The 11965-nt window shown below is 77.1% G+C and carries 12 protein-coding genes and 1 rRNA gene; 3 read left to right on the forward strand and 10 right to left on the reverse strand.

Going from position 1 to position 11965, the window contains the following annotated elements:
• The first annotated feature begins 14 nt into the window (after positions 1 to 14).
• On the forward strand, positions 15 to 884 hold the full coding sequence (locus tag ACI784_RS21775; protein ID WP_457014873.1) for a TetR/AcrR family transcriptional regulator: 870 nt from the start codon (positions 15 to 17) through the stop codon (positions 882 to 884).
• Positions 885 to 1129: 245 nt separating this feature from the next.
• Here ACI784_RS21775 and ACI784_RS21780 read toward each other — a convergent pair whose 3' ends face one another.
• The 5 genes from ACI784_RS21780 to ACI784_RS21800 form a co-directional block, all read right to left on the reverse strand.
• Complete coding sequence (locus ACI784_RS21780) at positions 1130 to 1846, reverse strand: methylase (RefSeq protein ID WP_456924274.1); 717 nt, start codon at positions 1844 to 1846, stop codon at positions 1130 to 1132.
• A 172-nt stretch (positions 1847 to 2018) separates the two neighbouring features.
• On the reverse strand, positions 2019 to 3896 hold the full coding sequence (gene recN / locus ACI784_RS21785) for a DNA repair protein RecN (RefSeq protein WP_457014874.1): 1878 nt from the start codon (positions 3894 to 3896) through the stop codon (positions 2019 to 2021).
• Entirely contained in the window at positions 3871 to 4905 is a 1035-nt protein-coding gene (locus ACI784_RS21790; RefSeq protein ID WP_457014875.1) for an NAD kinase, read from the reverse strand. The genes recN and ACI784_RS21790 overlap by 26 nt, the downstream gene beginning before the upstream one ends.
• A gap of 43 nt (positions 4906 to 4948) precedes the next feature.
• Entirely contained in the window at positions 4949 to 5746 is a 798-nt protein-coding gene (locus tag ACI784_RS21795) for a TlyA family RNA methyltransferase (RefSeq protein WP_457014876.1), read from the reverse strand.
• Positions 5746 to 5925: a hypothetical protein gene (locus ACI784_RS21800; RefSeq protein WP_457014877.1), complete on the reverse strand. Its 180-nt coding sequence runs from the start codon at positions 5923 to 5925 to the stop codon at positions 5746 to 5748. Before ACI784_RS21800 ends, ACI784_RS21795 begins: the two co-directional genes overlap by 1 nt.
• A gap of 299 nt (positions 5926 to 6224) precedes the next feature.
• Between ACI784_RS21800 and ACI784_RS21805 the strand changes: the two genes are divergently transcribed.
• The gene (locus tag ACI784_RS21805; RefSeq protein ID WP_456924269.1) at positions 6225 to 6542 is read left to right on the forward strand and encodes an alkyl sulfatase C-terminal domain-containing protein; all 318 of its coding nucleotides are present in this window, start codon (positions 6225 to 6227) and stop codon (positions 6540 to 6542) included.
• Positions 6543 to 6574: 32 nt separating this feature from the next.
• On the opposite strand, the gene ACI784_RS21810 is transcribed toward ACI784_RS21805, so the two are convergent.
• Both ACI784_RS21810 and ACI784_RS21815 read right to left on the reverse strand, forming a co-directional pair.
• Positions 6575 to 7657 (reverse strand): HAD-IIA family hydrolase, encoded by a 1083-nt coding sequence (locus ACI784_RS21810; protein WP_457014878.1) that lies wholly within the window; start codon positions 7655 to 7657, stop codon positions 6575 to 6577.
• Positions 7654 to 8049, reverse strand: a complete 396-nt coding sequence (locus ACI784_RS21815; RefSeq protein WP_457014879.1) for a tetratricopeptide repeat protein — start codon at positions 8047 to 8049, stop codon at positions 7654 to 7656. Before ACI784_RS21815 ends, ACI784_RS21810 begins: the two co-directional genes overlap by 4 nt.
• Before the next feature lie 107 nt (positions 8050 to 8156).
• On the opposite strand from ACI784_RS21815, the gene ACI784_RS21820 reads away from it, so the two are divergent.
• Entirely contained in the window at positions 8157 to 9473 is a 1317-nt protein-coding gene (locus ACI784_RS21820; RefSeq protein ID WP_457014880.1) for a DUF1015 domain-containing protein, read from the forward strand.
• A 5-nt stretch (positions 9474 to 9478) separates the two neighbouring features.
• Here ACI784_RS21820 and ACI784_RS21825 read toward each other — a convergent pair whose 3' ends face one another.
• The 3 genes from ACI784_RS21825 to rrf form a co-directional block, all read right to left on the reverse strand.
• Entirely contained in the window at positions 9479 to 9835 is a 357-nt protein-coding gene (locus ACI784_RS21825; RefSeq protein ID WP_456924265.1) for a single-stranded DNA-binding protein, read from the reverse strand.
• A 99-nt stretch (positions 9836 to 9934) separates the two neighbouring features.
• Positions 9935 to 10717, reverse strand: coding sequence for a tetratricopeptide repeat protein (locus ACI784_RS21830; RefSeq protein ID WP_457014881.1), 783 nt, complete (start codon positions 10715 to 10717; stop codon positions 9935 to 9937).
• A 1123-nt stretch (positions 10718 to 11840) separates the two neighbouring features.
• Positions 11841 to 11957: ribosomal RNA gene (rrf, locus tag ACI784_RS21835) — 5S ribosomal RNA — on the reverse strand.
• Positions 11958 to 11965: the final 8 nt, after the last annotated feature.

The following is an 11965-nucleotide window of genomic DNA, read 5'->3' on the forward strand; positions in this document are numbered from 1 at the left end:
CTAGCCTTGCGTGGGTGACACGAGCGGCGCACACGGTCGGCCGGACCTCAGAGGACGACGTGCTGGTGGACGGCGCCCCCTCCTCCGACGCGGAGGCCGCGGCCGAGGCCGGCGAGGACGCCCCGGTCCCCGTCGAGGACGACGACACGCCGCCCCCGCTGCCCGGGGCGACCGCGCCCGCTCCCCCGGCCTCGGCGGCGGCCGCCCCGGCCGACCCCGCGCGGGGCGGGCGCCGCAGCCGGCGCGCGCTGCGCGGGCCGGGACTGCGCGAGCGCCGCCGCCAGCAGACCCGGGCGACCATCGTGGACGCCGCCGCCGAACTGTTCGCCGAGCGCGGCTTCGACGCGGTCAGCGTCGTGGAGATCGCCCAGCGCGCCGGCGTGGTGGAGAAGACGGTGTTCAACCACTTCCCGGTCAAGGAGGGCCTGGTCTTCGAGGCCGACCCGCCGATGCGGGCCGCCCTGCTCGACGCGGTGCGCACCCGTCCGGCCGGGGAGTCGGTGACGGCGGCAGCCGGCACCTTCGTCGTCCGGGCCATGAGCGGGCTGGGCGCGCCCGAGGCGGCGGCCGGCGTGGCGGAGATGGCGCGGATCATCCGCGGCAGCCACACGCTGCAGGTCCGCGAGCGGGAGATCCTGGGCGAGCTGACCGCGGCACTGGCCGAGCTGATCGCCGAGGAGACCCGCCCCGAGCCCGGCGAGCTCGCCCCGTGGCTGGCCGCCCACTCGGTGCTGGGCCTCTACGCGGCGCTGCTCGAGCTGGCCCGCGACCGGGTGCTCGCCGGGGTCACCGGCCCGGAGCTCACCGCGGAGCTGCGGGCCCGCGGCGAGCGCGGGCTGGCCCTCCTGCAGTTCGGTCTGGCCGGATACGCCAAGCGGCGGTGAGACGGCGGTCCCCGTGACCGGTCCGCACTGCGGTCCTCGGGACCGGAGCGCCACCACACTGCGGTCCTCGGGACCGCACCGCGGCCGGGTGCCGTCCCGTGCGGCGCGGAACCCCACCCGGCTCTCGTCGAGGGAGCCTCCGGCCCCACTCCTCGCCCCGCGTCGCCGGGCGGCTCGCCGTCCCGAACGCGGTCAGGTGCCGGCGCCGGCTGTCCGGGTCGGCCCCGCCGTTGCCCTGTGCCGGGTCAGACCGGGATCTGCAGGGCCCGGAGCAGCTGGGTGGAGCGGTCGCCGGGGATGTGGGGGTCCTGGGTGAACAGGGCGACGGCGACCATGTACTCGTCGTCCCCCGCCCAGCCGCGGCCCTCGGCGCACATCCGCCGGATGTGGTCGCGGACCTTGGGCTCGGAGCTGTAGGGCCCGTAGTCCAGGCCCATGGCCAGGAAGTTGGCCACCCGGTAGCCGAGGTCGCCGGCAGTGGCCACGGTGCTGCCCGGGTCGGAGTAGCTGGGCACGGCCACCACGACGTTGCGGTAGCCGGCCTTGAGCAGCTGCAGCACCAGGTCGTTGCCGTGCACCCCGCCCCACAGCTCCGGCATGAGGATGTCGCGGTCGGGTGCAGGGATGTAGGGCGGGTTGGCGATCACCGTGGACACGGCGGGCGACCCGGCGGAGTCCGCGCCGTCGAAGAAGTCGCCGAGCTCCACGGTGTAGCGGTCGCCCACACCGCGCGCGGCGATGTTCTCCCGGGCCCTCTCGACCGACGGGGCGCTGATGTCGAAGCTGCGCACCCGCAGCTCCGGCAGCCCGGCGACGACGTCGGCGATGGCGGTGGCGTCGCCGGTGCCGAGCTCGACCACGCCCTCCTCCGCCCAGCCGAGCTGATCGCGGTAGTGCTGCAGCAGCATGCAGACGGAGAACCCGTAGTGCGCCGACTCGTCGGCGGAGGAGAAGCAGCTCACCGGGCGGACCCGCCGCTCCGGCGGGTCCCGGGGTGGTCGACACTGACCAGGCATCGGTTGCGCACGATCGACCCCTACCCCGGCCGGAGCGCCGCCACTCCTGCCGTCCCCCGGCCGGGTCCACGGTCGGAACGACGATCACCCGGCCGGGTGCAGCCCGCCGGGGCCCCGCTCAGGTCGCCGCGCGGGCCGCCGCAGCCACGGCGAGCAGTTCGCGGGCGTGCGCCTGACCGGTGTCGCTGTCGGTGAGCCCGGACAGCATCCGGGCCAGCTCCCGCACCCGGTCCTCGCCGTCCACGCCGCGGATGTCGGTGGCCGTGACGCCCGCGCCGGTGTCCGGCGACTTGTCGACGACGAGGTGGGTGTCGGCGAACGCGGCGACCTGGGCCAGGTGCGTGACGACGACGACCTGGTGCTGGCGGGCCAGCCGGGCCAGCCGCCGGCCGATCTCGCCGGCCGCCTGACCGCCGACGCCGGCGTCGACCTCGTCGAAGACCATCACCGGCACGGGGTCGGCACCCGCGAACACCACCTCGATCGCGAGCATGACGCGGGAGAGCTCACCGCCCGAGGCGCCCTTGTGCACCGGCCGCGGCGGGGCGCCGGGGTGCGCGGCCATGAGCAGCGCGACCTCGTCGAGGCCCTCGGGGCCGGGGGCGTCCGGGTCGGTGTCGATCGAGAAGGAGACGCGGGCGGTCTTCATCGCCAGGCCGGCCAGCTCCCGGCCCACCTCCGCGGCGAACCCGTCGGCGGCCGCGCGGCGCCCCGCCGAGACCTGGGCGCCGAGGTCGGCGAGCTCCGCGCGCGCGGTGTCGCGGGCGGCCTCCAGCGCCTCGAGCGCCTCGTCGGAGACGTCGAGCTCGGCCAGCCGGCCCCGGGCGTCCTCGGCCCACGCGAGGACGCCGTGCACGCCCTCCCCGACGTCGGCGTACTTGCGCACCAGCGCGGTGAGCGCGGCACGGCGGTCCAGGACCTCGGCCAGGCGCGCGGGGTCGGCGTCGAGGTCGGCGACGTAGGTGGCCAGCTGACCGGAGACGTCGGAGACCACGGCGACGGCGTCGGCGAGGTCCTTGGCCAGCAGCACCAGCGTGGGGTCGTCGGAGGCGGCCAGGGCACGCTCGGCGATGGCCAGCGCGGCGGTGGCGTCCTGCGGGAGGTCGTCGGCGCCGAGGTCACCGGTCACGTCGCCCACCAGCGCCATCCGGGCCTCGTCGGCGGCGGCGCGCAGCGCGTCGGCGTCGCTGAGCCGCCGCGCCTGCGCGTCGAGCTCCTCGTCCTCCCCTGGCTGCGGGCCGACCGCCTCGATCTCCTCCAGCCCGTGCCGCAGCACGTCGGCGGCCTGCGCCAGCTCCCGCGCCTGGCCGCGGCGCCGGTCCAGGTCGGCCGCCAGCTCCCGCCAGTGGGCGTAGGCGACCCGGTAGCGGTCGAGCAGCTCCAGGTGCGCCGGGCCGGCGTACCGGTCCAGCGCGCGCCGCTGCTCGGCGGGGCGGGACAGCCGCAGCTGGTCGCTCTGCCCGTGCACCGCCAGCAGCCCCTCGGCCAACTCGGCGACCACGCCCACCGGCACGCTGCGCCCGCCGAGGTGCGCCCGCGACCGGCCCTCGGCGCTGACCGTGCGGGCGAGGATGAGGCTGCCGTCGTCGTCCGGGTCGGCACCGGCGTCGGCGGCCCGCTCCCACACCGGCGAGTCCGCGGGCAGGGCCAACCGCCCCTCGACCCCGGCGCGGCCGTTGGCGCGCACCCGTCCGGGGTCGGCGCGCCCGCCGAAGAGCAGGGTCAGCCCGGTGACGACCATCGTCTTGCCGGCCCCGGTCTCCCCGGTGACCACCGTCAGCCCGTCCCCGAGCTCGAGGGTGACGTCGTCGATGGCGCCGAGCCCGCGGATGCGCAGCTCGGTCAGCCGGCCACGCCGACCTGCCGCCGGCGCGCCCTCCCCCTCCGCCGGACCGGCGCCCGGAGCCGTCCGGCCGGCGTCCTCGGGTCCGGAGTCGCCCGCCGGGACCGGCGCCGGCTTCCGGCGGGGTTCACGCGTCGTCGTCCGTGCCGCCACCGCGGCCCTCCTCCCGGGTGTCCCCGCCGACGATGCCGCGGGTCAGGACGTTGCGGGTGGGGGTCAGCTCGTGGCCCGGGTCGTGCGTGCGCGCGTCGCGGAAGCCGCGCACGGGCAGGCCGAACTTGGCCACCAGCCGGTCGCCGAAGGTCGCCTTGTGCACGCGGGCGATCCGGACCGGCCGGGCGGCCCGCCGCACGTCGACCCGGCCGCCCTCGGGCACCTCGAGCACCCGGCGCCCGTCGGCGGAGACCCGCGCCCGGTTTCCGTCGGCGGGGATGGCCACGCTCAGCACGGAGTCCGGTGAGGTGACCAGCGGCCGGGAGAACAGCGCGTGGGCGTTGGACGGCACCACGAGCATCGCCTCGACGTCGGGCCAGACCACGGGTCCGCCGGCCGAGAAGGCGTAGGCGGTCGACCCGGTCGGCGTGGAGAAGAGGATGCCGTCGCACCCGAAGCTGGTCAGCGGCCGGCCGTCGATGGCGAGGACGACGTCGAGTACCCGGGAGCGCTCCTTCTTCTCCACCGACGCCTCGTTGAGCGCCCAGGTGCCGCCCACCACCGCGCCGGTGCCGTCCAGCACGTCGACCTCGATGGCCAGCCGCTTCTCCACCGAGTACTCGCAGCGCTCGATCGCGGTGAGGGTCTCCTCGACCGCCTCCGGCTCGGTCTCGGCGAGGAAGCCGACCCGGCCGAGGTTGACCCCCATCAGCGCGGCGTTGCTGTGGTGCGCCAGCTCGGCGGCGCGCAGGAACGTGCCGTCGCCGCCGAAGACCATGACGATCTCGGCGCCGCGGGCGGCCTCGGCGTCGGCGGCGACCACGTGCGCGCCCTCGATGCCGAGCTCGGTCGCCTCCTCCTCCAGCAGTCGCACGGTGATGCCGGCCTTGGCCAGGCGGGCGGCGGAGCTGCGGGCCAGCTCCACGATGTCCTGCCGGCCGGTGTGCACGGTGAGCAGGACGTGCCTGCTCCCGCTGGGCGCCCACAGTGCGGGACTGACCTCGCTCACGCTTCCTCCTCGGTGGCGCCGGTGGGCGGGCTGGCCCGCCGGTTCACGATGGTCCTTCCTCGACGGCACGGCGCACGTCGTCCTCCCGTGGTGGACCGGCGTCCCGGCGCAGCCACAGGAAGAACTCGACGTTGCCGGCCGGGCCGGGCAGCGGGCTGGCGACCACGCCGGCGGTGCCCCACCCGAGCTCGGCCGCCGCGCGGGCGACCTCGAGGACGGCGTCGTGCCGGTGAGCCGGGTCGCGCACCACGCCGCCGGCGCCCAGCCGTTCCCGGCCCACCTCGAACTGCGGCTTGACCATGGGCAGGAGGTCGGCGGCAGCGGTGGCGCAGGCGGTGAGCGCGGGCAGCACCAGGCGCAGGGAGATGAAGGACAGGTCGGCGACGACGAGGTCCACCGGTCCGCCGATCTGCTCCGGTGTCAGCGACCGCACGTTGGTCCGCTCGAGCACCGTGACCCGCTCGTCGGTGCGCAACGACCACGCCAGCTCGCCGTAGCCGACGTCGACGGCCACGACCTCCCGGGCGCCGCCGCGCAGCAGCACCTCGGTGAAGCCGCCGGTCGAGGCGCCGGCGTCGAGCGCGCGCCGGCCCTCGACCGGCACCGGGAACGCCTGGAGCGCCCCCAGCAGCTTGTGCGCCCCGCGGGACACCCAGCTCGGTGCGTCGGGGTCGGTACGGACGACGACGGGGGTGTTCGGGTCCACCGCCGTGGCGGGCTTGGTGGCCGCGCGGCCGGAGACGGCCACCCGGCCCTCGTTGATCAGCGCGACGGCGTGCTCGCGGGACCGGGCCAGCCCGCGGCGCACGAGCTCCGCGTCGAGCCGGCTGCGGCGGACCATCAGAGCTGGTCGATCGTGGCGAGCTCGCGCTGCAGCCGAGCGTGCTCGGCCTCGAAGACGGCCACGTGCTCGGCCAGGGGCCGCTCAGCCAGGTCGGCGAAGGCCCCGCCCCCGGCCTCCTCCGCCGCCGGGCTCCCGGACCCGGGCTCGACCTCGGCCGGGGTCGGGGCTCCTGCCACGGCGGCCGGGCCGGGGACCGGCGCCGGACGCGGGCCGGGGCGCGGCGGACCGGGAACCGGTCGCGGTCGGCTCGGCTCGGTCATCGCTCGCCTCTCGGATGGGTGGGTGTGTGCGGTGCGCTGCTGCGCCACGGCGCCGGACGGCCCCCGGTGGCCGGTGCCGACCGCGGGTGCGTCCCGGTCCGCGAGGTTACCGGCCGGGGACGACGGGCACGGGTCGTGGACGGGCGGATAGCGTTCGCCCGCCAGGTCCCCTCACGCGATGGAGGCACGCCCGCGTGGCCACGATGGAGCAGTGCATGACCGCCCTCAAGGGCATCCTCGGCGACCTCGCGGCCAACCCGGCCGCGGATGGCCTCGACCGCAGCTTGTCCTGCCGGCTGCCCGACCTCGGGCAGATCGTCCGCGGCCGGCTGTCCCGCGGCGCGGTCCACGAACTGCGGGCCGAGCCGGAGGACCAGTCCCTGGAGAAGGCCGACATCCGGCTGACGATGACCAGCGACGACCTGCTCGCCCTCACCGACGGCCAGCTCTCCTTCGCCCCGGCGTGGGCCACGGGGCGGGTGAAGCTCGAGGCCGGGCTGCGGGACATGCTGCGGCTGCGCAAGATGCTCTGAGCCCGGTCCGGTCCGCCGCCCCGGTCGCCCGGTCACGGGAGCCCACCCGGGAACCAGCGCGCCAGTGCGGCGGCGGAGGCCTCGTCGGACGCCTGCACGTTCGGGGGCGCGGCGCCGTCCGCGTGCAGCGCCCAGTGCGCGACGCACAGTGCCCGCAACCCGTCGAGTCCGTCCCCGCCGTCCGCCCCCTGCGTGACGCAGGCCAGCTCCAGGCGCCCGCCCTCCCCGACCGGCCTGGCCACCCAGCCGCCGCACCGCCAGCCCGCTCCGGCCCCGACGACCGGCGGGTGGGCCGAGAGGACCGCGGCGGCATCGGTCCCCAGCAGGTCCGGCCGCTGCATCGGAGGGGCGGCGAGCAAGCCCGCCGGATCGGTGACGCCGCTGAAGACCAGCAGGCTGGCCGCCCCCGCGCGCCGTCCCCCCTCGATGTCGGTGTCGAGGCGGTCGCCGACGACCAGCGGACGCCGGGCCACCGTCCGGCGCACGCACTCGGCGTGCATGGCCGGGTCCGGCTTCCCGGTGACCAGCGGGGGCCGGCCGGTGACCGCGCTGACGACGCCGACCATCGCACCGTTGCCGGGCAGCGGTCCGCGCGGTGAGGGGATGGTGGCGTCGGTGTTGGTGGCCACGTGCTCGGCGCCGTTGCGGATCGCGACGACGGCCTCGGCCAGCTGCGCCCAGCCCACCTCCCGGCCGTACCCCTGGACGACGGCCACGGGCTCGTCCTCGGCCCGCTCCACGACGGTCAGCCCGGCGGCCAGCAGCGCAGCGGCCACCCCGGGACCGCCGACGGGGAGCACCCGCGCGCCGGGGCCCAGCCGCTCGGCCACGACGGACGCGGCTGCCTGGGAGCTGGTGATCACGTCGCCGGGACCAGCCGGTATGCCGAGGTCGGACAGGTGCCGGGCGACGTCCTCCGGCGTGCGCGCGGCGTTGTTGGTGACGAAGCCCAGGCGCATGCCCTCGTCGCGGGCGCGGGCCAGCGCGGCGGGCACCCCCGGCACGGCGTCGGGGCCGACGTAGACGACCCCGTCGAGGTCGAGCAGCGCCACGTCGAAGAGCGTGGTGGGCGGCTGCGGGCAGCCGGCCGCCAGCGACGGCGGGAGGCCGCTCACGCCGTCCCCCGGGTCCGGCGGGCCCGGACGCCGCGCAGCGCTCGCGTGTAGTGACCGAGGTCGGGACGCATCGCGACGGCGAGGGCGAGGTGCTCGGCCGCCAGCTCGAGGTCACCGGCCCGGCTGGCCGCCAGTCCGAGCCCGAACTGGGCGTAGTCGTCGGTGGGGTTGCGCGTGATCAGCTCACCGAACGTGCCGATCGCCTCCTCGTACCGCCCGGCGTCGTACTGCGCCCGCGCCAGCGCCTCCAGCAGGCTGCGGGAGCCCGGCTCGGCCTCGACCGCCCGGCCCAGCAGCGTCGCCGCAGCCGCCGGGTCCCGGTTGGCCAGCAACTGCAGTCCGCGCTGGTACCAGTCGTAGACGTCGCCCTCGGGAGCCCCCACGTCCGCCACGCCCGCCCCCTCGGTCCCGCTGCCCGCCGCGGGCCCACGCACCGCCGGCCCCTCGCCGGGACCGGCCGGGACGACACACCCGGACAGCACGCTCCTACGATTCCCTCGTGCCCTCGTCGTCGGCGGACGCTCCGCCCCCCACAGCGACGGGGCTCGAGGTCCGGCCCTTTCGCGCCCTGACGTACCGGCGACGTGACCCCGGGCATCTGGCCCGGGTGAGCTCGCCAGCCTACGACCTGGTGACCGCGGAGGGGCGGGAACGGCTGGCCGCGGCCGACCCGCACAACGTGGTCCGGCTCATCCTCCCCCACGTGCCGCCGGTACCCGGTGGCACCGGGGACGACGCCGCCACCCGGTCGGCGGAGCAGGCCGCCCGGACCCTCCGCGACTGGGAGGCCGGCGGCGTCCTCAGCCGGGACGCCACCCCGGCCCTGTGGGTCTACGAGATGTGCCCGACTGACGGCACCCCGGCCACGATCGGGTGGCTGGCAGCGGTGGCGCTGCCGGCTGCTGGTTCCCGGGCGGTGCTGCCGCACGAGGACACCTACCCGGTGGCGGTCGAGGGCCGCCGCGCGCTCCTCGCGGCCACTGGCACCGACCTGGAGCCGATCGTGCTCGCCCACGACCCCGATCCCGACGTCCCGGTACTCACCGACGCCGCGCGCGCGGCCGAGCCGGACCTGGTCGTCGCCGATGCCGACGGTGTCGCACACCGGCTTTGGCGGGTGACCGACCCGGACCTCGTGGCGCGGCTGACCACGGCGCTGAGCCGCACCGGAGCGGTCATCGCCGACGGCCACCACCGGTTCGCCGCGGCACAGGCCCACGCGCGCAACCGGCCCGGTGACCCGGGCGCGCACGCCGTGCTGGCCCTGCTCACGCCCATGGGACCGGGCGGGCTGCGGGTGCACGCCATCCACCGTGTGCTGCCCGACCTGCCCCTCGACGCGGCGCTCGCCGCCGCGCGGCGCGGCTTCTCCGTGACCGACGTCCGGACCGCTCCGTCCGACGACCTCGCCGCGGCGGTGCGGCAGTGGCTCACCGACCCGGCCGAGCACGGACTCCTGCTCAGCGACGGCACCCGGTTGGTCCGGCTGGCCGACCCGTCGGCGCAGGTGCGCGCCGCCGTGCCGTCCGAGGCACCGCCCGCCTGGCGCCGTCTGGACGTCGTCCTGGCCCACCACGGTCTCGTCCAGGGGCTGTGGGGCCGGCCCGACGACCCGGGCTCGGTGCTGGTGGCGCACACGGTGGAGGAGGCACTCGCCGGTGCGGCGGCCCGGCACGGCGTCGCCGTCCTCCTGCGCGGACCGTCGCCCGCCGACGTCGCGGCGGTGGCCCGGGCGGGTGCGCGCATGCCGCGCAAGTCCACCCTGTTCGTGCCGAAGCCGCGCACCGGACTGGTGCTGCGCCCGCACACCGACTGACCGGGTCATGCCGTCGCGACCGCGGCTCCCGACGCGCGGGGGACCTTCCGGCCGCGCCGGCAGTTGACCTCGCACACCGATGCCGTGCCGGTGGGGGTGCGCCAGAAGCGGCGCTGCAGCGCGCCCTCCACCTCCACGACGTCGCCGGCCTCCCAGGCGGCCGCCCGGCGCTGCAGGCCCCGGTCGTAGGTGACACAGGTGAGGACGTCGACGGTCTGGCCCCGCTCCCGGGGCTCGGGCCGGCGGACCACCAGCCGGAAGGTGACCAGCGTGTCGCCGCTGGGCAGGGATCTCAGCTCCGCCGGGGCGGAGAGCCGCCCGCGGAGCACCACGTCGTTCCGGTCGATGACTGCCACGCTCATGACGGCAGCCTCACCGCCGGACGGTCCCCGTCCCAGCCCCGTGGCCGGTCTGTGGACGCGGAGCGCAGGTGTGGACGGGGACCGTCGCGGTGTCGGTGCTCAGTGCTGGGGGTCGTCCCCCGGCGGGTCGATCTCGCCCAGCAGCTCGGCGACCTCGGCCTCGACGTCCTCGGACAGGTCGAGCTCGTCCTCGTCAGCCGCAGCCGACTCGTCGTCCGACGGCGCCGGGGTCTCCCCCGCGACGGCCGGTTCCTCCACCGCGGCCTCCTCGGGACCGCGCTCGGGCTCCACCTCGTCGGCAGGGCCCTCAGCCACGAGCTCGGGCAGCTCCTCCTCGGAGAACTCGACGTCGGGCTCCTCGGGGGCGTGCGCGGCGATCGCCTCCGCCCACTCCGCGGCCTGGGCCTCGACGCCGGCTGCGGCGAGCAGCTCCGCGTAGGCCTCGGCCAGCCGCAGCGTGGCAGGGTCGGTGAGGTCGACGGAGTCCGGACGGGGCCTGCCGCCGAGGGCGGCTTCCAGGACCAGCCGAGCAGCGGGGAGCTCGCCGAGATCCTGGCGCGCTCCGGCCTCGACCAGTCGCAGTTCGACGGTCTCGTCCGCGTCCGGGCCCTCGGCCAGCGCCTCGCGCACGAGGCGCAGCGCGACCTCGGGGCGCCCGAGGGCGCGCTCGCAGTCGGCGAGGACGGCGCGGTACCCCTCGTCGCCGGTCATGCGCCGGTAGGCACGCAGCTCGCGCGCCGCCTCGGCGTAGTCGCCGGCGTGGTACGCCGCGACGCCCACGGCCTCCCGGACGACGGCGATCCGCGAGGCGCGGTCCCGTGCCGCGCGGGCGTGCGCGAGTGCCTCCTCCGGCTGCTCGTCGACGAGCGTGCCGGCGGCCACGAGGTGCCGGGCGACCCGCTCGGCGTTGCGTGACTCGAGCCCGCGCAGGGCCTGCCGGACCCTCGGGTCGAGGTCCCGGGCGTCGGCCCAGTCGGGCAGGGCGGGACCAGCGGGCAGCGGCGGCGTCCGCTCCTGGGCCCCTGCCGGAGCGCGACGGCTGTCCGGCCGCCCACGGCGGTCGTCGCCCGGACGGCGGTCCCGCCACTCACCGCGGCCGCCACCGCCGGCGGCACGCTGGGGACGGCGCTCCTGCCAGCCGCCGGAGCGCTCCGGACGGTCGCCCCGCCCACCGGCCGTCCCCTGGGGACGGGACGGGCGGGACGCGTCACCGGAGGGACGCTGGGGCCGATCCGAGCGCGGAGCATCGCCCGCGGGACGCCGGGGGCGGTCGGACCACTGGGGACGTTCCCCGCGCGGGCGGCGGTCCTGCCACTCACCCCGCGTGCCGGCGGGACGCTGCGGACGCCCAGCCTCGGGACGGCGGTCCTGCCAGTCCCCGTGGGCGCCGGCGGGACGCTGCGGACGTCCAGCCTCGGGACGGCGGTCCTGCCACTCACCTCGCGTCCCGGCCGGACGCTGCGGCCGCCCGCCCACGGGACGCCGCTCCTGCCAGTCCCCGCGCGTGCCTGCGGGACGCTGCGGACGCCCACCCTCGGGACGCCCACCGCGACCACGGTCGTCGGGACGACGATCCCGCCAGTCGCCACGCTGCGGGCGGTCCCCGGGCGCGCCGCCCGATCGATCCCCGGAAGCGCGGTCGCGCCAGTGCCCCCGGTCCTGGCCGCCGCGCTCGTCCGCGGGACGACGGCCCTGCCAGTCGGCGCGGCGGGGGCCGGCGGATCCACCCCCGCTGGGGCGCCGCGCCTGCCAGGAGTCCTGGCCCCGGGATGCGGCGCCACGCTGGCCACCACCGGCTCCCTGGGCACGGGGCGATCCGCCGCTCCGACCGCCTCGGGAACTGCCCTGACCGTCGGCACCGCCGGCGCCTCGACGCGGTGAAGTCATGGTGATGTGCCTACCTCGATGATCGGTCCGGCACGCACAGGTGCTGGCGGGAATTGGGCCGGACGCACGAGAACGGGGGTCAGAGCACGTGGCTCTGACCCCCGTTCCGTGAATGGTTGTCCGGCGGCGTCCTACTCTCCCACCCCGTCTCCGGGGCAGTACCATCGGCGCTGAGAGGCTTAGCTTCCGGGTTCGGAATGAGACCGGGCGTTTCCCTCTCGCCATGGCCGCCGTAACGCTGTG

This window comes from Geodermatophilus sp. SYSU D01186, assembly GCF_054050215.1.